The sequence below is a fragment of the Mesonia ostreae genome, assembly GCF_031845265.1.
Classification (GTDB): Bacteria; Bacteroidota; Bacteroidia; order Flavobacteriales; family Flavobacteriaceae; genus Mesonia; species Mesonia ostreae.
On record NZ_JAVRBG010000007.1, the window covers coordinates 1 to 22,859 of the forward strand.

Sequence of the window (22,859 nt, forward strand, 5' to 3'; positions counted from 1 at the left end):
TTGATACACCATTAGAAATGATGGAAAAACTTTTGTTTAACTCAAAAGTTGCGTTTATTACTTGAATCTAGCATATATAAGGACAAATATTTAACATTTAATACATTCATCCGCTTTATAAGAAAGAGGTTTTACGCTGAAGAAGTAAAATTACATTTTTCTCTAATACTATTTTTATAAGGAGTTTTAGATAAAAAATGTGTGTGGGATGTGATTAGCAAATTGCGTATCTTGCTGCTTAATTGTTTTCTATAAACATAAGTCGCCTAGAATATACTACACGGTATTTTTAGTGTAGTTTTATAGTAAATAAGTAAAAAGATATTTAATCTATGATAGTGTTTTTTCAAACCTATAAGTCAGAGTTATTTTATGGCATAGCCATTATCGTTTCTGTGATACTATTAAGGTTTTTTACCAATCTATTACAACAATGGTTATTAAAACAGAAAAATAAAAAGTATCCAGGAGAGACCCCAAATGCGATTAACTGGGTGAAAAGAATCTTAAATGCCCTTTGGCTTGTTATAGGTTTTATATTATTGAGTTCTCTATTTGTAAGTGAAGAAAAATATGGAGTTCTTCAAAGAAATCTTAAGCTCATTCTTTACTTGGGTGTACTCGCTGTAATTACTATTGTTGCTGCCGCATCTACCAATATGTGGTTTAAGCGAAGTATTTCTAGGAAGGTTTTAAGCGCTGAAGACCCTACCAGTTACAAATTTTTACGCTATGTGGCGGTATTTGGTATTTATTTTACAGGAATTCTTTTTGGATTATTAGCATTTCCTTCTTTAAAAGGGGTTGCACAAACTGCACTAGGTGGTGCTGGAGTTATTGCCCTTATCGCTGGGGTGGCTTCCCAAGAGGCTCTTGCCAATTTGGTGGGAGGTGTTTTTATCATTTCTTTTAAGCCTTTTAGGGTGGGTGATATCATTAAAGTCACCGATACTATGGTTGGTACCGTAACAGATATTACCCTACGACATACCATTATTCGAAATTTTGAAAATAAAATGATTGTGATTCCTAATTCTATTATTAACAAAGAGAAATTGATTAATTATGATCTGGGAGAACTTAAGATATGTGAACGTATTGAATTTCAAATCTCTTATGAGAGCAATTTAGATTTAGCTAAAAAAATTATGCAAGAAGAATGCGAAAAACATCCTTTAATCATTGATAACCGCTCACCAGAAGATATTAAGGAAGGTAAACCCATGGTACGCACAGCCTTAATATCTATTAACGAATCTACCTTAACGGTTAGGGCTTGGACTTGGGCTCGCAATTTTAGCGACGCTTTTAATATGCGTTGCGATTTATTAGAAGCGGTAAAAAAGCGTTTTGATAAAGAAGGAATTGATTTAGCCTACCCTCACCGCACGTTGATTTTTAAAAATAAAGAAGAAGAAATAAAGAGCAGTAAGTACTGAGAGGTGAGAAAAAAAAGGCAATATTCAGTGTTCAGTAACGGAAAAAAAGTGGCTGTTGAGTGAATTCTGGTAAGATTTTGTATCGAAACTATAGCAAATTTTTAAGTAAAAGGCTAAAGGTGAAAATTCAGTGTTCAGTGTTCAGTGTTCAGTGTTCAGTAAGAAAAAAATAATTCTGAATGATAGCAGAAAGAAACAAAAGTTTATAGATTTTATTTAACACGTTCCAAAAGAGTTAAACTGAAATTAAATTAAAAACATACTTCAGCAATTCTTTCTACTTTTAATAGCAGAAGATATATTTCTCATTAAAAAGATAGAATTATGAAAAATTATAAAGTAGGTGACCACGTAAAATGGAATTCTGAAGCGGGCCAGGTTTCAGGTAAAATCATTAAAAAACATACTTCAGATTTTCAGTATAAAGGCTATACGCACCACGCGAGTGAAGATGACCCTCAATATGAAATAAAGAGCGATAAATCTGACCATATTGCATCTCATAAAGGTACAGCACTGTCTAAAGTGTAATTCATTTATTATCTATTTACTCTTTTTTTATTAAAATTTAGGTAGTCTATTTTTTCGACTGTATGTTTGAAATAGCATAAATTTGTAGCTATGAATGAATTTTGGATTTACTTTAAATTAGGACTTACCCACGTTTTAGATTATAATGCCTACGATCATGTATTGTTTTTAACTGTCTTGGTGGCGGCCTATACGTTTGCACAATGGAAAAATGTAATCGGCTTAGTAACCATATTCACTCTTGGGCATACCGTTTCATTGGTTTTGGCTGCTTATGATGTGGTTCATGCTAACAGTGTTACTGTAGAGTTTTTAATTCCTGTTACCATATTAATTACCGCACTTTACAATCTTTTCACCGCTGGTAAAAAAAATTCGAGCAGACTAACCATATTGTATATCGCAACTTTATTTTTTGGAATAATTCACGGTCTAGGTTTCTCATCTTTTTTCTTGAGTACAACCGGCAGTAAAGGCGTGGAGATATTGCGGCTTTTAGAGTTTGCATTAGGGATTGAAGCCGCTCAACTTATCGTTGTTTTAGTGGTTCTTATTCTAGCCTTTATCGTACAAACCATTTTCAAATTCTCTAAAAGAGATTGGATTCTGGTGGTTTCCTCTATCGTCGTAGGCTTAGTGATTCCTATGCTTATGGCCAATTGGATTTTTTAAAGACCTATTACAATTATAATACTCTTTCACTTTGCAAGTTTTAATTATGATCAACAAAAAACAACATAAATTTGATAAAGCATATCTTCGCATTGCTAAAGAATGGGGTAAACTATCGCATTGCAATCGCCGTCAAGTAGGCGCGGTAATTGTTAAAGACCGTATGATAATTTCTGATGGTTACAATGGTACGCCAACCGGTTTTGAAAATCCTTGTGAAGACGAAGAAGGATATACCAAATGGTATGTGCTCCACGCAGAAGCCAATGCGATTTTAAAAGTTGCTGGCTCTACACAATCTTGTAAAGATGCTACTTTATATATTACTATGAGTCCTTGTAAGGAATGCAGCAAACTTATACATCAATCTGGTATTAAACGCGTGGTATATCAGCAAGATTACAAAGACAATGCAGGTCTGCTATTTTTAGAAAAAGCAGGCGTTATTATTGATCACATTACTCAATTAAATGAATAATTATTGAAAACATACGCACAAAAATATTTACCTCTTATCATTGGATCTGCTCTCGCTATTGGCGTCATACTGGGAGGTATGCTCAACTTTGGAGGAGGCACTAAAAATCCTCTTTCGTCTAACGCTAAAAAAGAAAAACTTAACCGGCTTATAGATTATATAGACTATGAGTATGTAGATAGCGTAAATACAGACAGTATTGTAGACGTTACCGTGAATTCCATTTTAACCAATTTAGATCCACATTCAACCTACATTCCCAAAAGAAATTACGAAGATGTGGCGCAGAACATGAAAGGCGACTTTGTAGGAATCGGGATTAATTTTTATAAAATTAATGACACCATTGCCGTAATTAGGCCGTTGAGTGGAAGTCCGAGTGAAAAAGCGGGCATTGAAGCAGGAGACCGAATTTTATACGCAAACAATATCCCTTTATTCAATCAAGAATTAGATAATGATTCGCTTACCCATTTTCTTAAAGGAAAAGTGAACAGCGAGGTGACCTTAAAAGTCTTCCGTAAAGGAGAAAAAGACTTGCTAGAGTTTCAGGTAAAAAGAGACCATATCCCCATTAAAAGTGTGGATGCTGCTTATATGTTAAGCGAAAATCTAGGATATATTAAAGTTAATCGTTTTGCTGAAACTACCTTTGATGAATTTAACGCTTCCGCGGAAGCTTTACTAAGAGAAGGCGCAAAAAATTTGGTGTTAGATCTAAGAGATAATGGTGGAGGTTATGTAGAGCAAGCTACCCAGATCGCGAATGAATTTTTAAAAAAAGATCAACTCATTTTATTTACTAAGAATAAAAATAACTCTGTCAAAGAAACCTTTTCTACCAACGGCGGTAAATTTGAAAACAGCAAAGTCTATGTGCTGATAAACGAAAACACCGCTTCTGCTAGTGAAGTAATCGCAGGCGCTTTGCAAGACAATGATGTAGGAACCATTATTGGGAGACGATCTTTTGGAAAAGGCTTGGTGCAACGCGAGATGGAGCTTGGCGATGGTAGCGCAGTACGATTAACCGTGGCAAGATATTACACGCCTACGGGAAGATCTATACAACGTCCTTACACCAACGGAAGTCAGGATTATTTTAAAGATTATGAAAAACGCTATAGAAATGGAGAATTAGAACATAGAGATAGCATTCACGTAAACGACTCTCTAAAATTTAAAACTCCAAAAGGAAAAATCGTTTATGGTGGCGGCGGAATTATTCCTGACATCTTTGTGCCAAAAGACACCGATTTTAATAAGGAAAATCTTACATATATGCTAAGAAGCGGCGTGATGGATCGCTTTATCTTTTCGGAATTAGAAAAAGATAGATTGTATTACAAATCTTTAAATTTGGAAGAGTTTTCAGAAAATTTTAAAATCTCTGAAGAGATGGTGGAAGCTTATATAGAGTACCTAAGAAGCTTTAATTTTGATTACCATGTCAATAAATACAAAGATTTACTCCAACGCTATCTAAAAGCTACGATTGCACAACAATTATTTGGCTCTAATGCGATGGAAAAAATTATAAACCAAGAAGATCCTATGGTGAATAAAGTACTCGAAATAACTAAAGCGAACTAATTATTGGCTTTCGTATTTTTCTTTGATTGCTCTAGACATCAACAAAATAAGCATTAAGACAATTACACATAAACAAGCAAGTATTCCTGCTAAAGCTATACTGCTGTCTTTGGCAAATAAATCATCTACATTTATTAAAGTAGCGTTATAGCCTAATAAAATGAATGCAGATAAGATCAAAAAGTAAATAAAATATTTCATCTCTAAGAAAATAAATTTTGAATGTTGGTCGCAAAAAGTTTGACCGCGATTGCTAACAAAATTACACCAAAAATTTTACGCACAACGTTAATTCCTTGGGAACCTAGCACCTTTTCAATTTTAGCGGATGACTTTAATACCAAATATACAAAGATCATATTAATTCCTATCGCACAAATAATATTTATGGTTTCATATTCTGCTCGTAAAGAAAGCAAAGTCGTCATGGTTCCCGCACCAGCAATGAGAGGGAAAGCCAGGGGTACAATAGAAGCAGTCTCTGGCGCATCATCTTTATATAATTGAATTCCCAAAATCATTTCTAAGGCTAAAAAAAATAGAATAAAAGCACCTGCTACGGCAAAAGAGTTGACATCTATCCCAATGAGTCCTAAAATTTCTTCTCCTACAAAAAGAAATATGACCATTAAGATGGCAGCAACAATGGATGCCTTTTCACTTTGAATGTGCCCTACTTTTTTTCTCAAGTCAACTATAATGGGAATACTCCCTATAATATCTATCACCGCAAATAAAATTAAGCTTGCGGTAATCATTTGTCTAAAATCAAATTTCATAACAAAATTTCTCTAAATTTAAAAGTGCGCAAAATTATTTCAAAAAGCTTATTCCACAAGCTTTTAAACGTGAATCTTTTCTTAAAAGTTAAATCCTATATTTCGGCTTACTTCCTATAAAAATAAATCTAAATTTGTGTTATGTTTCAAATAGGAAAAACCATCGTTTCAGAAGATATCCTTACTAAGGATTTTGTGTGTAATCTTAGCGCTTGCAAAGGAGCTTGCTGTGTAGAAGGAGAAGCAGGAGCCCCTGTAGAACCCGAAGAAGTAGCTCTTTTAAAAGACGTCTACGCTAAAGTAAAACCTTATTTAAGAGAAGAGGGAATTGTGGCTATAGAAGAACAAGGCACGCATATTGAAAATGGTTTTGGAGAGTTAGAAACTCCTTTAGTAAACGGAGCTGAATGTGCCTATGTCACTTTTGATGATCGAGGAACTGCCCTTTGCGGAATTGAGGCTGCATATAGAGCAGGAGAAACTTCTTGGAAAAAACCTATTTCTTGTGAACTGTATCCCGTAAGAGTTCAACAATATTCCGAATTTTCTGCGGTAAATTACCATCGCTGGCCTATTTGTGATGATGCTTGTACTTTGGGGAAAGAATTGCAAACTCCAATTTATAAATTTGTAAAGGAAGCTCTTATTAAAAAATTTGGCGAAGATTGGTATGAGGAAATAGAAAAGATAGCGCTCAAAATTCAGTAGAAATTATTACTTTTTTTTAAATTTATAAATTAAAGTTCTTAAGAGCCGCTTTTTAAAAGATTGTGGTATCGTTTCTGCCCTTTGGTAAACGAAAATTCAATTTCTGTGCCTCTCGCTTTTCCATAGTTATCTTTTATATCATTGATTTTAAAAGAATAATTAAGGTCTCTTTTTTTATTGAAGTGATTGAGCCTCTCTTGATTAATCTTTAGTCCTACAGATTGTTTTTTAAATAGTTTTTTCCCTACATTTTGTCGTGATTTTTGCCGACCTATACCATTGTCATAAATTTTTAAAACTATTCTTTGTTGTGTTTCAGAAAGATTAAGTTCTATCTGTTTTTCTCCTGCTCTCAACATTAATCCATGCCAAATAGAATTCTCTATAAAAGGTTGCAAAATCATAGGCGGCACCTGTATATTTTTAAGATTAATCTCTTCAGGATTTTTTATCTGTAAATTGATTTTATTCTCAAAACGGATGTTTTCAATATTAACGTAAAGTTTTAAAACCGATAATTCTTCTTCCAAAGTAATACTTTCTACTTTCGTACTTTCCAAGATGACTCTAATAAGTTTTGAAAACTTATTTAAGTAATAAATGGCTTGTTCCTTGTCATTTTCAATCAAGAATACCTTGATAGAATTAAGTGCATTAAAAATAAAATGTGGATTCATCTGGCTTTGTAAAGAAACCAAGTGCAGGTGATGAATTTCATTTTCAAATTTAGATTTAAGTCTTGATATTCGCTCTTCTTCCGCCTTAGCGGTAATAGCTAAGATTTCACTTTCTTTTTCTTTCAACTTTTCTTCTAAAAACCGATTTTGCTTTTCTTTAATTTGCTGATTTTCCAATGACTTTTCTATTAAAGCTGTATTGATCTGTTTTACCTTATAAGCCAAACCATATGCAAACACAAACTGTTCAAAATATATGCCTATGTGAAAAAGTGCATAAGGTTGGATATAAAAAAAACGAAGTCCTAGAATAGGTAAAAAAAGTGCCATCATCGCGAAAACGATAAAGGTACCTCCTCCTAAAATAAAAAAGTATTTCAACTTACCAGGAAGCGCTACAGATTTGACTAAGGTATACACAGCAAAGCAAAAGATAATAGGCACAAAAAGATAAATATAAAAATTGGTGAAAAGAGGAGCATCTTTTGCAAGTATCGCATACACAAAAACCAGCGTTCCTGCGGTAAATAGAACACCCACAACCTTTATTATAAATTTGTAAAATCTATACAGATGAATCTTAAGGTCTAAAAAATAAAGGAAGAATATAAAATAAGCACAATTATATACTATCTGTGCATACCAACGAAGCGCTTTAAAAGATGTGGCATACAGTTTATTTAACCACTCAAAATCATAGGGAGAGGCAAGAATGAAATAAAACAATAAGAAAAAGGTATAAACGCCATAAAAAAAGAAACTTTTCTCCCGGGAGTGAAAACCAATAATAAGGCTTATCATACTAAGTATAGATAAAGCCGTTACCATTAATTGCCAAAAGAAAAAAGTAGAAAAAAACTGCATTGCGATTAGATTTTATCCAAAAAGGCGGACTTTTTATTGCGCGACACAGGTATTTCCTTTCGGTTATCAAGAACTACATAGCCGTCTGCTTTTAGATATTCACTTACTCTTTTAAGATTAATGATATAACTATTGTGTACTCTAAAAAAATCGTCTTCGGGCAAAATAGCTTGCACTTCTTTTAGTTTTTTGGAAATAAATAAAGGTTTTTTGTCACTTACATGTATTCTACAATAATTGCCGTCACTTTCACAATAGATAATGTTTTCTGTATTGATGAAGATCAGTTTTCCTTCCACAGGAATAGCGATGCGTTTATTTGTGTAAGAACGTAGGCGTTCTTCTAAAGCGTCATAGGTACGTCCATTCTTTTTATCGGCTTTAAGTTTCTCTATGGTAAGAATCAAATCATCAGAATCTATAGGTTTTAGCAGATAATCCATCGCGTTTTCCTTGATTGCCTCTATCGCGTATTGATTATATGCCGTCACAAAAACCACACAAAAATTTCTTTTTTTAAAATGGTTTAAAAGTTGAAATCCATCCATTTCTGGCATTTCTACATCTAGAAAGATGCAATCTGGATCATGGTGCTGTAAGTAATTAATGGCCTCCTTTGGCTTAGTAAAAGTGGCCATAATCTCTACTTCTTTGCAGAAATTAGTAATCTCCCATTCTAAACTTTTTATGGCTTTGGGCTCATCGTCTATAAGAACTATTTTGATCATAAATAAAGGTTTTACACGTGAGAGTTTCTTAAAAATACTAAAAATATAGGTCAACCAAATCAAAAATGTATAGCTGGTATAAAAAAGCGTGTATTTGGGTTGGTTACTATGATTATTGGTAAACCTTTATTACTCATAAACCAACAAATACCAATTATCTTCAAAATCCTACCTGTTATAAAGTCTTTAGCCCCAGTCATACATTCTCTCCTTGAATATCAGTTATTTATATAAACATTTGTATAAATAAAAATATTATGAACCCAAAAACAAATACATCAGAAATGCATTCGGAAGATGCTAGCGCACAACATACCAGACATGCAACCACAGCACTTGCAACAGAGGATAAAAACATTGCTATCATCGCTTACATTACTGTTATAGGTTTGATTATAGCCTTTATAATGAATAACGAAAAAAAAGCAGTCTTTCCTACATACCACATCAAACAATCTTTAGGGATAGCCTTAACAGGACTAGCCCTATTCGTGGTTGGGATGATCCCGGTCTTGGGTTGGATCGTTAGTTTCTTAGGATCATTAGGACTGCTTTATTTATGGATTACGGGCTTGATGAATGCTATTAATGGCAGACAAGTGCCCGTACCATGGCTCGGTGAAAAATTTGAAGAATGGTTTAAGAATATTTGAGAAGTTGAAACCTTAAACAATAAAATAGAAAATTAAACTAAAACAATATATTATGAAACTTAAAAATTACTTTACAAGTGAAAAACAAATTCTTAACGGGTTCTCTAAAACGGGTTCCTTTTTGATAGCCTTACTTTTTGCCAACTGCCTTATGGCACAAACTCCTGAACTAGTAAGTCCAGATGCCATAACTCCCACATATTTAACCGAATATAATGGAGAACTATTTTTTGCTGCAGATTTTCAACAAACAGGTAAAAATTGGCTTTGGAGTAGCGATGGTACTACAACTAGTGTACGTTCATACCAATCAACACCCAGTTTTCCAGGGACTCAACCTAAATATCTCACGGTCTTTAACAACCAACTAATTATGAATTCAGTTCTTAATGAAAGTAATACTTACAACAGAGAACTATTTGAATTTGATGGAACAGGACTAGTTCTGCTTAAAAATATACAAAATGGAGGAGAGAGTAATCCATATTCGTTCATAGAGTTTAACGGAAGCCTTTATTTTGCAGCAGACGGTGGCTCTGACGGAATAGAACCTTGGGTAACCGATGGGACAGAAAGTGGAACTACTCAAATAGCCGACATTAATTTTTCTTCTGATGGTAGCAACCCTTTTACCAATGGTGGTATTGCAGTATCTAACGGAAAAATCATCTTGAATGCAAAAGACAATCCGCATGGGACTGAACTATGGGGAATTGATGGAACAACAAACGGAACAAATTTGATTAAAGATATCAAAACAGGCTCTTCTTCTAGTTATCCCACCTCTTTTTATGCAGCTGGTAATAAAGTATATTTTTCAGCAAAAGATAACTCACATGGTAATGAGCCATGGATAACCGATGGTACAAATGCTGGTACATATATGTTAAAAGACATTAATACAAGTAGTTTTTCTAATAGTTTTCCTGGAGATTTTACAGCATATAACAACAAGGTTTATTTTAAAGCTGGCGATGGGAACAATGGAACCGAACTGTGGGTAACTGATGGAACAGAGACTGGAACAGTATTGTTTAAAGATATTAATCCTGGTTCAACTAATAGCGGCCATAGTAATCCTAAAAATTTTATAGAGTATAACGGTCAGCTTTATTTTGGAGCTTATGATGGTAATAGTTATGGATTATGGGTAACTGATGGGACAGCAACTAATACTATTAAAATCATCACGACATCAGATCAACTAAGCAATACATTTACTTATGATGATAGGCTATATTTTACAGCTGACGATGGCTCAAACGGGCGACAGCTTTGGGTAAGTGACGGTACCACATCAGGAACACAAGTCATCGCGCCTACTATTGCACCAAATAGCGATCCTATTCCTAATGCTACTTTTGAACATGCTGTAGTGGCTGGTACACTTTATTATACAGCAGATTATGACGGTAATGGTATTAAACTGTATAAACGAACTACCAATAACCTAAATGTCAATACACCTGGGGAGAGTGACTTTGTAGTCTATCCCAACCCAGTTCAAGATGTTTTACACCTAGAGACCACTGCTCATAACATTCAAAAAGTGGAGCTTCTTTCTATCACGGGACAGCACCTACAAACTTGGGAAGGAGAATCTGAAATTAATATCTCACAATTTACTGCTGGAAGTTATTTTGTAAAAATCACTACAGATAATCATCAAAGCTTGACCAAACAAATTCTAAAAAATTAATTAATTCTGAAAAAAATCCTCGTTGAGACTATAGAAGGAGAAAGCTTCTGTAGTCTTAGCACAGGGAGATCAATTTAAATCTAAACCCTAATTAAACCCAATCTATCATGAAAAAACAAAATTTAATTATCGTCAGTCTAAGCTTATTTCTAATAAGCCTTATTCCCTCAACTACACATGCTCAAGAAATAGAAACGAACATTGGAGGCATGTTGGCTTACGGTACCGAAATTGAAAATATTGGTATTGGAGCTAATGCAGAATTCGGCATTATGGACAAACTAAGTATTTCACCAAGTTTTATATTCTACCTCCCCAAAGAAACCGGTCCAGTTAAAGTGAACTGGTTTGAGGTAAACGCCAATGCCAATTACTACTTTATACAGGAGGAAAAATTTGATGTATATGGTCTTGGAGGACTTAATTATAGCAGTGTTAAAGTAAGCTATGATGGATCTACTTTATTTGGTAATGATTACTCAAGCTCTGATGGCCGTTTTGGTCTCAACCTTGGAGGGGGAGCAAAATTAAATTTAGACAGTAAAATCACACCGTTTGCAGAGCTCAAGTATGTTATTATTGATGGGGGTCAGCTTGTGCTCGCGGCCGGTGTGAAATTTAAAATATAATATTTGTAACCCCCTATTTTTTAAAAAAGTATAACCCAAAAAAACCTAATTATAATGAAAACTATTCAAATTAAATTTAACCCCTTATTCGCTTTGCTTTTAGTAGGCTCTATATTTACTAGCTGTAGCAGCGACGATGATACTTTAGATGATACTGGAACTAATCCTCCGCAAGAGAATAACCAAGCTATACTCTTAGATTGTGATTCTTTTCAGGCTAACAATGCAGATGCTATTCTTTTATTAGAAGACCTAAACGATGAGGTAGATTATATTATTAATTGTGTAACCGTTGTTCAAGTTGACTTAAAAATTGAACCTGGCGTAGTTATTCAGTTTACGGATGGAGCAGGGATGAAAATTAGAGAAAGCGGATCTCTAAATGCCGTAGGTACAGAAAATAAACCTATCGCTTTTAGTTCGGCTGCACAAGTTAAAGGTGCTTGGAAAGGAATTATTTCAGATAGTGAAAAAATAAAAAATCGATTTGATTATGTCACTATTGAATATGCTGGGGCTGGTAATTTGGGAGCAGCTACTCAACTAGGTAGTTTAATTTTTACACCTAATGCCTACTATAGACTAAATAATGTAACTATAAGAAATGGATTAAATTATGGTTTATTTTCTAATAACTATGATTATGATGCTGAGATAAATGACTGTATCATCACTAATTGTGATGTTCCCATGTTTGTAGATACCAATATTCTAAGCACTATTTCTGGAGGTGATTTTACAGGAAACACTACGGATGTGATTAGATTAAATGGTGGCTCAACGGGTACTGTTGATGCTTCTCATACTTGGAAAGATTTAGGGATACCTTATCGAGTAGCTGAAGATATAATTATTAAAGATGGAGCAAAGTTAACACTAGAACCTGGTGTTATTCTTGAATTTGAAGACACCAAAGGAATGACGATTGATAAACTTTTTGATGAAGGCAGCGCTTTAATCGCAGTAGGAACACCAACAAATCCAATTGTTTTTACTGGAGTAACCAAATCACCAGGTGCTTGGAAATCTATTTTCTGCTATAGATCTACTTCCGTTCAAAACAAAATGGAAAATGTTTTGATAGAGTATGCGGGCGGTGCAGGAGCTGATGGTGCTATTGAATTTTGGACAGAACCCGTATTAAATGTTTCTAGTTCAACTTTTAAAGATATTGCAGCTTGCGCAGTATTTAATCATGGTGATGAGGACAATCCAAACTTTTCAGAAAGTAATAATACGACAGATAACGTAAGCGGTGGTTATATATGCCACGATTAATGTATGAGATAATAACTAACACCTTCATCTTGTGAATTGGGTTAAGAGGTTAATTACATACATCTAATTTTCTAAAATAGTAACCACATAAAAGCATTCGGCCTTTTGTTTACTCTTCGCAAAGGAGCATAATACAAAAGGTCGTTTCTTTTTTTAAAACCAACGATGATGAAAAAAACTCATCTACTTACACTAACCACCTTTTTACTATTGCTTTTTGCGGTTCCCGTACAAGCACAACGCGGTTTTATTAGAAACCAAGTAAAGAAAAAAGTGAGAAAAGAAATGAAGGAGAAATATGCCGAACCTCAAAAAGAAAAAGGTCGTAAGGCGATTAGGGATAATGTCTACGAAAATGATACTCGCTATCCTGTTCCTGAAAACCCCGTAACAGCCACTATGGTCATGGAAACTAAGAACTTTAAAAAAAACGGAAAGTTAAAAGAAACCTCTACCATGAAAATGCTTTTTGGTAAAACAGGAGAGTGTATGATTATGAACGAGGGAGAGGAAGAAGAAAGCCGCATTCTCTTTGATTATAAAGGAGCCTCTACCTATATGATCAATACCAAAGAAAAAACGGCAACTAAAATGCCAATGATCAACTTTCAGAAATTAGGTAAAAAATTAGCAGGAGATCAAATGGATTTGGATGACGATAATGGAGAGTGGATACGTACCGAGGATCAAAAAGAAATCAATGGCTATACATGTCGCAAATACGTGTATACCAATATGAAAGAGAAAATGAAGATGTACGCTTGGGTTACGCAAGACATCAGCATTGATTTAACCGGAAATCATCTTTTTGGCGGACAGATTATAGATTTTTCTACCAATTCAGCTAATACTTCTTCCGTAAAGAGAAATAAAAATTATCCTAATGGAATGATGGTACGCAGCGTTTATTTTGAAAAGAATCGCGATACACCAAGCATGCAAATGGATATTACCTCATTTACAGAAAAATCAGATTCTAGATACTTTGACTTGAGCGATTATAAGGTGACTGATGTCTTAGGGGGATTGTAAAATGATGTAACGAAAATTAAAAAATCTTAAAAATGAGACATTCAATAAGAAGAATACTACTGTTCACAATACTAATTAGCATTGCTCTTACAGGTTGCGATAATAAAAAAGAGGCATCTGTTAACAATACAAAAGAGGAGTCAGCAATTGATGAAAAAGGAAAGACAGCAGATGGTAAAAAGATGACTAATGCCAACCACAGTTTTGAGATAACTTTGGTAAAAGAGTCCGAAACTATTGAATATTCAGATGCTGTTCCCAATAATCAAGGAGGTGCCATTTACAACGATCAAAAATCGTTCACCGATGGACAAGAAGATAGAAATCGAACTATTATGATGTTTATAGGAAAGAAATACAACCGTGGTAAAGCAGGTGTTTTTGGCATTATTAGAGTGAACGAAAACTGGAGTCCTTTTACTATTATTAAACGTGGAGATAAAACTGCATCTACATTATACGTAAGACCTAAGGAAAATGGCGATGAGTTTATTGGTATTTCAGGAACGCTAAATTTTTCAAATCTAAAATTTGCCTTGCCCGTGCCAATCACCGGTGCAGCCTCCTTTACACTCGATTTCGAAGGTGATTTCTTAAGAAATGGTAAAAAAGAAGATGTTTTCAAAGGTTCGGGAACTATTGTGATAAGCCCTAATAGGCAAATGGGGACTTATGAAAAAAAGTAGCAGTTTAAAATATTCAAGTCGAAGACTACAACACAAAAATAAATTCATTTAGTCTAAAATGGTTTGGACGCTACTAGTTCAAAAATCTTAATTTCTAAAAATAAATAAAATGAAAACTCTTCAACTTAAATTCAAGACTGTATTATTTATGCTTGTAATTAGCTTCGTTTTTATGAGTTGTGGCGATGACAAGAATGAAGACGAAAAAATCTCTGACGATGATGTAAATGTAGAGCAAATCAATTCGGCACCTATTTCAAATAACAAGAATGACGCAACAAATTTAAATAACTCACAAAATAGCGGAACTGCAATTGCAGAAGGTGATAGCGCTGCCACAAGTCCTAATTTTCCCGATGGCAACAGAGCACCCATATCTTTAGACTGCAACTATTTTAAGCAAAATCCTAATTCGATATTAAGGGATAATCCAGAGGCTCCCGTAGATTATAGTATTGATTGCTTTACACAAATAGATGGAAAATTAACGATTGAGCCGGGTGTTGTGATTAATTTTGAACAAAATGCTGGTATGGAATTTCGGGATAAATCTTCCTTTAATATGAAAGGTACTTCAGAAAAACCTATTATTTTAACTGGGAAAGAAAAGACTCCAGGGTTTTGGCGCGGTATCTATACGGAGAGTCCCAGCTCAAATAATGTCATGAGTTACGTAACGATAGATTATGCGGGTGGTGGTAATTCAAAGTCTGCTCTAGCAATTTATAAGGAAGCCAGCAGTTTATCCATGGAGCATTGCACTATTTCAAATAGTAAATTTACGGGAATGTTGGTTAAGGATGATGTAGCAAGCAATGTAGATAATATCAATATTAAAAACTGCACTTTCACCAAGAACAATATTCCGGTCGTAACCAATATCACCCGTTTAAGAATGTTTAACGGCACTAATAGTTTTTCTGGGAACAAAAACGATTATATCCACATAGATCGCGAGAACCTATATGGAGATGCCACTTGGCCCAAATTGGATGTTCCTTATTTTCTTCAAGGAAATTTTAGATTTCGAGATGGCGTACTTACTGTAGAACCTGGAGTAGAGATTATCATGTCTGCTCAAAACTGGATGCATATTTCCAATAAGTCTTCGTTGGTTATGGTAGGCACGGCACAAGATCCAATCATTATACGTGGCGAACATGATGTTGCTGGGTTTTGGCTACAGTTAAATATAGACTCCAGTAGTCCATTAAATGAAATTGGGCACGTAATTTTTAAAAATTCAGGTAATACCACCAAGAAACCAAATGGTGCTATATTTCTTGGACGTGAAAAATTCTTAAATATTCACGATGTAGTCTTTAGCAATTGTTTTGAGTATGGGCTAAGTATTCAAGATGCATCAAGGTCTCATCTAGAACAGGCTAATTTAAGTTTAGAAAATACCGAGAAATTGTTCTCAGATTATGTTGGAAAAGAGCTTGTCGAGCCAGAAAAACTATAGCGCCAATATGAAAATGGTGAAACCAAAAATGCCACAGCTATAGAAATGCAATCTAGAGAAATCTTATTTGCATCTTATCCATTTTGGTTTCTTGAGAATTTAGAAACTGAAAATCATAAGCGATGCTCACACGTAAGATAAGATGCATTTATATACCTAAACCTAGTCTATTAAGTCTCTTAAAAAGAGTATGAAAACAGGTAGTTAATTTTTTAACTAGCCTATTTTTTTTAAAAATACCGAAGAGCAAAATAATCATGAGTAACTCATAAACAACATTTTAAGGCAATTACCGAACTAAAAATAAATTCTTCGATTACCAATTATACACAAAACCTTACCAGTTACAAAATATCTCCTACCACAGGTAAAATGAGCTGAGGAACTTATACTATTTCTATCTAATTTCCCTCTATAAATCAAGCAATTATGGAGATATTATCAAAATTACATTTCAAAATTAATTACATCGGACTTATTATTTTATTTGGGTTTCTTCCTTTTTCTGTAGCAGCTCAATCTAATTTAAACGCTACAGGCGCAAGTCAGACTTTAGCTATTGGAACCTACGATTATTCTGTTGGGGAAATGATGGTGATTAGCACACAAAGCAATGCCGAAATCACCGTAACTCAAGGTTTGCTTCAAATAGAAGATACTTCTTTAGGAGTGTCAGAGACAACATTTTCTAACCAAAACCTTAAAATCTATCCCAACCCTGTAGATAATATACTAAACATAAAACCAGATATGCAGGGAGCCGGAGAACTTTCGGTACAGCTTTTTGATATTCATGGAAGACGTATTTTACAAAAGAAATTCTCCTTACAAACCGGTTTAGAAAAACAACAACTCGACCTTTCTTCTTTACAGCAAGCCACCTATATGCTTAACGTGCAGTTTAATCGCGGAAAACAAAGCTATAGACAATCCTATAAAATCATTAAATCTAGTAAACCATAATTCTTATAGAACACTCACTAGGAATTAAACCCTCCAGGAGGGACCTCACAACTTTTAAATCTAATATTATGAAAAACTTTATATTTCTATTTCTTAGCCTCTTATTTATAGGCTTCAGCGCTCAGGCGCAAACACCCGAAAAATTTAATTACCAAGGTATCGCTAGAAACACTCAAGGTGAGCCTATGGCGTCCCAAGATTTGGGCTTAAAAATTAGTATTATCAATGGCAGTACCGCAATTTATTCTGAAGTACATCAAGTAACCACCAATAATTTTGGCCTTTATACTTTAGCGATTGGAGACGGTACACCGGTTTCTGGTGCGATGGCAAGCGTAGGTTGGAGTACTACCAAACTACTAAAAGTAGAGATTGATCCCTATGGAGGAACCAATTATACAGACTTAGGCACTACAGAGCTTTTAAGTGTGCCATATGCCATGTATGCCGTAACCAGTGGAGGGATTGGAAGTCCTACCGGAGCTGCGGGTGGTGATTTAACAGGAACTTACCCTAACCCAAATATTGCAAACGATGTTGTAAATACAGCACAACTTTCAAACAATGCCGTGAAAACACTAAAAATTTTCGATGGCGCAATAACTGCTTCCAAATTGGATGACATGGGAGCCATTAGCGGACAGTTTCTAAAATTTGATGGAACCAACTGGGTTCCAGACAACGTGACTGGTGGTGGAACTGCCGACGATTGGGGAGCGCAAGTGATTGAAAACACAAACCGCCTTAGCGGAAACGGAACGGCTGCAAACCCATTAGATATTGCGCAACAAGGAGCTTCTAGTGGACAAGTTTTAAAATGGAATGGAACCAACTGGGTACCTGCCAATGATGAAACAGGAACAGGTAGCGGAAGTGGCGACGATTGGGGAGCTCAAGTTGCAGCAACTGACGCTACTATTGATGGAGAGGGAACTACTGCAGCGCCACTTGGTTTAGCTGATGCTTCCGTAACGGGCGAGAAAATAAACCAGATGAGCGCCACCAACGGACAAATTTTGAAATGGAATGGAACTACTTGGGAACCTGCAGATGATGAAACGGGAACGAGTGGCGGAAGCGGCGGCGACTGGGGAGCGCAAGTTGTTGAAGCCGACTCTACGCTTGATGGCGACGGAACAGCTGCCAATCCTTTAGGAATTGCTGATGGTGCAATAACCTCTGCGAAAATTAACGATATGAGTGCCACTAGTGGACAAGTTTTAAAGTTTGATGGGACTAACTGGGTACCGGGAACAGATGATGGAGGAACAGCTGGAGCCACCTATACCGCAGGGGATGGAATCGCTATCTCTGGAAGTAATGAAATTACAGCCGACTTAGGTACCGACATTGAAACCAGCGAATTACAAGATGCGGCCGTAACCACATTAAAAATTGAGGATGCAGCCGTAAATGGCGATAAAATAAACCAGATGAGTGCCGCCAACGGACAAGTTTTAAAATGGAACGGAACTACTTGGGAACCTGCCGATGATGAAACAGGAACTGGGGGAGGAACTGCTGACGACTGGGGAGCGCAAGTTGCAGAAACCAATGCCACTCTTGATGGCGACGGAACAGCTGCCAACCCTTTAGCAGTTGCAGACGATGCCATAACCTCCGCAAAAATTAACGATATGAGTGCAACCAGCGGGCAGGTGCTTACTTTTGATGGAACTAGCTGGGTGCCTGATAATGCAACGGCTGCTAATGCTGGCTGGGCATTAGACGGTAACGCAGCCACCCCTACTGATTTTATTGGGACGACTAATGATGAAGCATTGCGCTTTAAGATGAATGGCTTCAGAGCTGGATTCATCAAAGGTAATATTGCTTATGGGCTTAATTCTTTATCTGAAAGCAGTTCTGGGATAAGAAATACTGCAATAGGTAATTCATCTCTCAATACCAACACTACGGGAGAGCGAAATACAGCAGTTGGGTCTGGATCCCTTAGCGACAATACTACGGGTAGTAGTAATATTGCAGTTGGAGATGGAGCTCTTAGTAATAATGAGAATGGTAACAGGAATACTGCAATCGGCGGTAGTTCACTTCTATCAAATGTTTCAGGAACAAACAATACGGCGACTGGAGCATTCTCACTGAATAATAACACTAGCGGATTCGGAAATACTGCGATGGGACGAGGGGCGCTCTCACTGAACGATACAGGTAGATATAACACTGCAATCGGGTTAAGTGCTTTTAACTCAAATACGATAGGAGAATATAATAGTGGTTTCGGGTATAATACAGATGTTGCAGGAGATTTAACCAACGCCACGGCAATAGGGGCAAATGCATTAGTAGCACAAGACAATTCTCTTGTCTTAGGAAGTATTAATGGGGTAAATAATGCCACAGCAGATACCAAAGTGGGTATTGGAACTACTACTCCAGATGTGCAACTGGATATATCAGGCGGAAAGTGGGATCTAACAAATACGGAAGGAGATTTAAGAATAGGGAATGATACCCACAGACTTAAAATGAGTATTTCCACGGGTGGTGCTGGTGCCGGAAACGGAAGAATTCGCGCAGTTGGTGGCACAGATAAATTGTTGTTGGGTGCAGGAACTGAGGATGTACTATCTGTAGTTGGCAATGGCCGCGTAGGCATTAACAATGAAAACCCAGATGAAGAACTTGTCATTGGTAGTAACTTAGGTGCTGGCTGGACTATACCCGCAGCTACCATTGGGGATACAGACGGAGGGGCTATTGAAGTGGGTAATACCACTACAACTTTTTCTGTAAGTGCCGGTTCTACATTCAATAGATCTCGCTTGATTGCCAGCGATGCCAATGGTTTTGGTGAAGGCAATATTGAAATGCGAACCAGACAATTGAGTGTTGGTATAGATGCAGGTGTTGATGAAACAAATGCTTATCCGCTTAGGATCATTCAAAGTGGAGGCTTTGGAATGTATTTAGAACATTCCAGTAACTCTATAAGTAATTGGGAACTTTGGACGGATATTAGTGGTAATTTAAATTTAATTGCTAATGGTAGTTTTGTTGGTAATTTTGATGAAACTAGTGGTAATTATACGTCTATTTCAGATAGAAGGTTAAAGACCAATATTGTCGCAATGCCTTCAGTCTCTGAAAAATTGTTGCAATTGGATGCGAAAAATTATAACTACAAAAGCAATCTTAGTAAGAAATATAATGGTTTCTTAGCACAGGATATTCAAAAGTTATTTCCCGAAATTATAACAGAAATTGAAGGAAGAAATCCAGATGAAATCTCAGTATTAACGGTAGACTATGTACAACTTACAGTGCTATCTATCAAAGCGATTCAGGAACAACAAGAAATTATTGAGACACAAACAAAAGAGCTTAAAGATGTATGTAAGAAATTAGACAATTTGGAAGCACGTCTTTTAAAATTGGAAAAACAGTAAATAGATAGTAACTTAAATTAACAGCAAAAATGGGTTTTAAAACTAATTAATGAGTTCTATAGGGTTTCAAGGAGAAGTCTAAAAAAATTATTGGGGGTAGTTAGAAAAGCTTGTTCATTCATTTGGACGAGCTTTTCGTTTTATGAGGCTTTGATACAGTTTAAATTTATAAAAGCGTATAAACCAGAAAAGAATATTACCTACTATACAAGAAAATGCTCCAACTATAAAGCAGTTCCTACCATAAGTACAATAGCTTGTTATTCTTAAACACATAGCCTGTATCTTTATGCTATTAAACAAAATTAATCTCATGAAAATTCTAAGAAAAGTACCTTATTTTCTCCTATTCGCATGTCTCAGTATGATGATTGGCTGCGGTAGTGATGATGATCAAAGCAACTCCCCCAATGCTCCAGAAAGTCCAAGCGGCCAACAAGGAGAGGCCCATACTTATAACATAACTATAAACGATGGCAGCACAGATGAACGAAATATATCTGGTGAAATTCCAAATGTTTTTGGAAATGATAATACGGGCTCAGATTTTTCGGCCTATTCCAGTACAGAAAATGCCAAACTTATGGTGTTGCATCTCAGCAATTCTGAAATAGTAATCAATGGTCTTTTTTACCATAACAATAATGGCAATACAGCAGATTTGGGAGAGAATACAGACAATCAATCCAATATTATCCTTACCTTTTCTCCACCGTCTTCAGATATTTATCAAAGTGTTTCGGGTTCTGTAGAGTTGACCAATATTGAATATGGATTAGTTCAGGCAGAAAGTGGAATTGTAGGATATACCTTAACGTTTAATGGTAACTTTCAAGATATTAATGATAACCTTTCTCAAGTTTCAGGAACATTTGTTATCAATCTGCCCAACCTTCTTTAAAACTAAATGGAATATACACTAAAATAAATTCCGTAGAAATAAAATTTATTTTGAAATAATACTAAGCTTACTTCGAATAATTAAGTGGTGATTGTTGATCAAAATCACTTCTACTAAAAATTTCCACTAACTTTTTAACCTGCACCAATGTCATTCAGATTTGGTACAGGTTTTTTTTGCTTGAAATAATTCGTTAACCCATAAAAAATACTATTTTCCCATTTTACTACAACTGTATAAATCTATCACATGAATTGGGAACAATTACTTTCTCTTAAGAAATTTGGAGACACTCAAAAACGTTTACGTTTAGACCAAGATGATACCCGCCTGGGGTTTGAAGTAGATTATGATCGCATCATTTTTTCTTCGGCATTTAGAAGTTTGCAAGATAAAACCCAAGTAATTCCTCTTTCTAAAACAGATTTTGCCCATACCAGACTTACGCACAGTTTAGAGGTTTCTGTTGTGGGAAGATCCTTGGGAAGAATTGCTGGTAAGAAAGTTATAGAAAAACATCCACATCTTGCGGCTACACATGGATATCACTTTAATGATTTTGGCGCTATTGTGGCCGCGGCTGCTTTGGCACATGATATTGGGAATCCACCTTTTGGTCATTCTGGAGAAAAAGCAATAGGAGAATATTTTCTTACCGGAAGAGGACTTCGCTTTAAAGAGCAACTCAACGAAAAACAATACCATGATTTAACCCATTTTGAAGGAAATGCCAATGGTTTTAAATTGGTTACCCAAACGAAAAGCGGTAATAAGGATGGTTTAAGACTTTCTTATGCTACCTTAGGCGCCTTTATGAAATACCCAAAAGAATCTTTACCCCATAAACCCTCCAAAGCCATTAATGATAAGAAATTTGGTTATTTTCAAAGTGAAAAGGAAATTTTTAAAGATGTAGCTGAAGATTTAGGATTGCTAAAAACAGGAAATGAAAATGATATTCATTACAAGCGTCATCCTCTAAGTTTCTTGGTAGAAGCTGCAGATGATATTTGCTATACGATTATCGATTTTGAAGACGGAATCAATCTAGGACTTATCGAAGAAGAAAAAGCACTAGAATTGTTGATTAAACTCGTAGAAAAAAACATTCGTCCCGAAAATTATTCTCAACTTACTTCCACACAAAGCCGTTTAAGTTATTTGAGATCTTTAGCGATTAGCACCTTGATTCAAGAAGCTGCAACTATTTTTATAGAGAATGAGGAAAAAATTTTAAGTGGAGAATTTGATACTTCATTATTAGAGAAATCAAAATATAGAGTACAAATAGAGGATATCATTCATATTTCTATTGAAAATATTTACCAAAGTCAAGATGTAACCGAAAAAGAAATTACAGGTTATCAAATTCTCAATACCTTATTAGAGAAATTTTGTAAAAGCATTGAAAGAAAATCAAACCAAACTGCCACTAATTACGATATATTAATAAGTCAAACGTATTTAAAAGATATAGATGATAATCTAGATACGCATATATGGCTTATAAATATCTGTAGCTATGTGGCTTCTTTAAGCGACGGAAATGCATTAAGAATTTATCAAAAAATCAATGGCTTTCATCTGTAGAATTTAATTGGAAGTATCAAGAACAAGTATTTTAACGATTGTTGATGTTCTATAAGGATAAAATTATATATTTTTGCAATT

Annotated in this window: 21 protein-coding genes; 17 read left to right on the forward strand and 4 right to left on the reverse strand. The window is 35.3% G+C overall.

The window, feature by feature from the left end; all coding sequences use genetic code 11:
- Positions 1-332: 332 nt before the first annotated feature.
- From RLT85_RS08085 to RLT85_RS08105, 5 genes are all read left to right on the forward strand, one after another.
- A complete protein-coding gene (locus RLT85_RS08085) occupies positions 333-1,439 on the forward strand; it encodes a mechanosensitive ion channel family protein (protein WP_311401523.1) in 1,107 nt (368 codons plus the stop codon).
- A gap of 324 nt (positions 1,440-1,763) precedes the next feature.
- Positions 1,764-1,970, forward strand: a complete 207-nt coding sequence (locus RLT85_RS08090; RefSeq protein WP_311401524.1) for a hypervirulence associated TUDOR domain-containing protein — start codon at positions 1,764-1,766, stop codon at positions 1,968-1,970.
- 90 nt (positions 1,971-2,060) lie between these two features.
- Entirely contained in the window at positions 2,061-2,642 is a 582-nt protein-coding gene (locus RLT85_RS08095) for a HupE/UreJ family protein (protein ID WP_311401525.1), read from the forward strand.
- 46 nt (positions 2,643-2,688) lie between these two features.
- On the forward strand, positions 2,689-3,120 hold the full coding sequence (locus RLT85_RS08100; RefSeq protein WP_311401526.1) for a deoxycytidylate deaminase: 432 nt from the start codon (positions 2,689-2,691) through the stop codon (positions 3,118-3,120).
- Between the two features lie 3 nt (positions 3,121-3,123).
- Complete coding sequence (locus RLT85_RS08105) at positions 3,124-4,713, forward strand: S41 family peptidase (RefSeq protein ID WP_311401527.1); 1,590 nt, start codon at positions 3,124-3,126, stop codon at positions 4,711-4,713.
- Here the strand turns inward: RLT85_RS08105 and RLT85_RS08110 are convergent, their stop codons facing one another.
- Positions 4,714-4,914 carry a hypothetical protein gene (locus tag RLT85_RS08110; RefSeq protein WP_311401528.1) on the reverse strand — a complete coding sequence of 67 codons (201 nt, stop codon included), beginning with the start codon at positions 4,912-4,914 and terminating at the stop codon, positions 4,714-4,716.
- Between the two features lie 2 nt (positions 4,915-4,916).
- Positions 4,917-5,492, reverse strand: a complete 576-nt coding sequence (locus tag RLT85_RS08115) for a MarC family protein (RefSeq protein ID WP_311401529.1) — start codon at positions 5,490-5,492, stop codon at positions 4,917-4,919.
- A gap of 141 nt (positions 5,493-5,633) precedes the next feature.
- Here RLT85_RS08115 and RLT85_RS08120 point away from each other — a divergent pair, with 141 nt between their 5' ends.
- On the forward strand, positions 5,634-6,200 hold the full coding sequence (locus tag RLT85_RS08120) for a DUF3109 family protein (RefSeq protein ID WP_311401530.1): 567 nt from the start codon (positions 5,634-5,636) through the stop codon (positions 6,198-6,200).
- Positions 6,201-6,238: 38 nt separating this feature from the next.
- Here the strand turns inward: RLT85_RS08120 and RLT85_RS08125 are convergent, their stop codons facing one another.
- Positions 6,239-7,741, reverse strand: coding sequence for a histidine kinase (locus RLT85_RS08125; RefSeq protein WP_311401531.1), 1,503 nt, complete (start codon positions 7,739-7,741; stop codon positions 6,239-6,241).
- Between the two features lie 5 nt (positions 7,742-7,746).
- Positions 7,747-8,469, reverse strand: coding sequence for a LytR/AlgR family response regulator transcription factor (locus tag RLT85_RS08130; protein WP_311401532.1), 723 nt, complete (start codon positions 8,467-8,469; stop codon positions 7,747-7,749).
- A 257-nt stretch (positions 8,470-8,726) separates the two neighbouring features.
- On the opposite strand from RLT85_RS08130, the gene RLT85_RS08135 reads away from it, so the two are divergent.
- From RLT85_RS08135 to dgt, 11 genes are all read left to right on the forward strand, one after another.
- Positions 8,727-9,122, forward strand: coding sequence for a DUF4870 domain-containing protein (locus RLT85_RS08135; protein WP_311401533.1), 396 nt, complete (start codon positions 8,727-8,729; stop codon positions 9,120-9,122).
- 52 nt (positions 9,123-9,174) lie between these two features.
- Positions 9,175-10,821 (forward strand): ELWxxDGT repeat protein, encoded by a 1,647-nt coding sequence (locus RLT85_RS08140; RefSeq protein ID WP_311401534.1) that lies wholly within the window; start codon positions 9,175-9,177, stop codon positions 10,819-10,821.
- A gap of 107 nt (positions 10,822-10,928) precedes the next feature.
- Positions 10,929-11,450, forward strand: a complete 522-nt coding sequence (locus tag RLT85_RS08145) for an outer membrane protein (RefSeq protein ID WP_311401535.1) — start codon at positions 10,929-10,931, stop codon at positions 11,448-11,450.
- 54 nt (positions 11,451-11,504) lie between these two features.
- Entirely contained in the window at positions 11,505-12,728 is a 1,224-nt protein-coding gene (locus tag RLT85_RS08150; RefSeq protein ID WP_311401536.1) for a beta-helix domain-containing protein, read from the forward strand.
- Positions 12,729-12,896: 168 nt separating this feature from the next.
- Positions 12,897-13,760 (forward strand): DUF4412 domain-containing protein, encoded by an 864-nt coding sequence (locus tag RLT85_RS08155; RefSeq protein ID WP_311401537.1) that lies wholly within the window; start codon positions 12,897-12,899, stop codon positions 13,758-13,760.
- Between the two features lie 32 nt (positions 13,761-13,792).
- Positions 13,793-14,446 (forward strand): hypothetical protein, encoded by a 654-nt coding sequence (locus RLT85_RS08160; protein ID WP_311401538.1) that lies wholly within the window; start codon positions 13,793-13,795, stop codon positions 14,444-14,446.
- 109 nt (positions 14,447-14,555) lie between these two features.
- Entirely contained in the window at positions 14,556-15,911 is a 1,356-nt protein-coding gene (locus RLT85_RS08165) for a hypothetical protein (protein WP_311401539.1), read from the forward strand.
- 429 nt (positions 15,912-16,340) lie between these two features.
- Entirely contained in the window at positions 16,341-16,874 is a 534-nt protein-coding gene (locus RLT85_RS08170; protein ID WP_311401540.1) for a T9SS type A sorting domain-containing protein, read from the forward strand.
- Positions 16,875-16,942: 68 nt separating this feature from the next.
- Positions 16,943-20,287, forward strand: coding sequence for a tail fiber domain-containing protein (locus tag RLT85_RS08175; RefSeq protein ID WP_311401541.1), 3,345 nt, complete (start codon positions 16,943-16,945; stop codon positions 20,285-20,287).
- A 313-nt stretch (positions 20,288-20,600) separates the two neighbouring features.
- Positions 20,601-21,188, forward strand: a complete 588-nt coding sequence (locus RLT85_RS08180; protein ID WP_311401542.1) for a hypothetical protein — start codon at positions 20,601-20,603, stop codon at positions 21,186-21,188.
- Between the two features lie 249 nt (positions 21,189-21,437).
- Entirely contained in the window at positions 21,438-22,778 is a 1,341-nt protein-coding gene (gene dgt, locus RLT85_RS08185; RefSeq protein ID WP_311401543.1) for a dGTP triphosphohydrolase, read from the forward strand.
- Positions 22,779-22,859: the final 81 nt, after the last annotated feature.

Bases quoted from the DNA above. Each gene is read 5' to 3' on its own strand.
- RLT85_RS08120 (WP_311401530.1), top strand. From the start codon at position 5,634: ATGTTTCAAATAGGAAAAACCATCGTTTCAGAAGATATCCTTACTAAG.
- RLT85_RS08160 (WP_311401538.1), top strand. From the start codon at position 13,793: ATGAGACATTCAATAAGAAGAATACTACTGTTCACAATACTAATTAGC.
- RLT85_RS08095 (WP_311401525.1), top strand. From the start codon at position 2,061: ATGAATGAATTTTGGATTTACTTTAAATTAGGACTTACCCACGTTTTA.
- RLT85_RS08155 (WP_311401537.1), top strand. From the start codon at position 12,897: ATGAAAAAAACTCATCTACTTACACTAACCACCTTTTTACTATTGCTT.
- RLT85_RS08130 (WP_311401532.1), bottom strand. From the start codon at position 8,469: ATGATCAAAATAGTTCTTATAGACGATGAGCCCAAAGCCATAAAAAGT.
- RLT85_RS08165 (WP_311401539.1), top strand. From the start codon at position 14,556: ATGAAAACTCTTCAACTTAAATTCAAGACTGTATTATTTATGCTTGTA.
- RLT85_RS08180 (WP_311401542.1), top strand. From the start codon at position 20,601: ATGAAAATTCTAAGAAAAGTACCTTATTTTCTCCTATTCGCATGTCTC.
- RLT85_RS08170 (WP_311401540.1), top strand. From the start codon at position 16,341: ATGGAGATATTATCAAAATTACATTTCAAAATTAATTACATCGGACTT.
- RLT85_RS08125 (WP_311401531.1), bottom strand. From the start codon at position 7,741: ATGCAGTTTTTTTCTACTTTTTTCTTTTGGCAATTAATGGTAACGGCT.
- RLT85_RS08135 (WP_311401533.1), top strand. From the start codon at position 8,727: ATGAACCCAAAAACAAATACATCAGAAATGCATTCGGAAGATGCTAGC.
- RLT85_RS08175 (WP_311401541.1), top strand. From the start codon at position 16,943: ATGAAAAACTTTATATTTCTATTTCTTAGCCTCTTATTTATAGGCTTC.
- RLT85_RS08140 (WP_311401534.1), top strand. From the start codon at position 9,175: ATGAAACTTAAAAATTACTTTACAAGTGAAAAACAAATTCTTAACGGG.
- RLT85_RS08090 (WP_311401524.1), top strand. From the start codon at position 1,764: ATGAAAAATTATAAAGTAGGTGACCACGTAAAATGGAATTCTGAAGCG.
- RLT85_RS08110 (WP_311401528.1), bottom strand. From the start codon at position 4,914: ATGAAATATTTTATTTACTTTTTGATCTTATCTGCATTCATTTTATTA.
- RLT85_RS08100 (WP_311401526.1), top strand. From the start codon at position 2,689: ATGATCAACAAAAAACAACATAAATTTGATAAAGCATATCTTCGCATT.
- RLT85_RS08145 (WP_311401535.1), top strand. From the start codon at position 10,929: ATGAAAAAACAAAATTTAATTATCGTCAGTCTAAGCTTATTTCTAATA.
- dgt (WP_311401543.1), top strand. From the start codon at position 21,438: ATGAATTGGGAACAATTACTTTCTCTTAAGAAATTTGGAGACACTCAA.
- RLT85_RS08115 (WP_311401529.1), bottom strand. From the start codon at position 5,492: ATGAAATTTGATTTTAGACAAATGATTACCGCAAGCTTAATTTTATTT.
- RLT85_RS08150 (WP_311401536.1), top strand. From the start codon at position 11,505: ATGAAAACTATTCAAATTAAATTTAACCCCTTATTCGCTTTGCTTTTA.
- RLT85_RS08085 (WP_311401523.1), top strand. From the start codon at position 333: ATGATAGTGTTTTTTCAAACCTATAAGTCAGAGTTATTTTATGGCATA.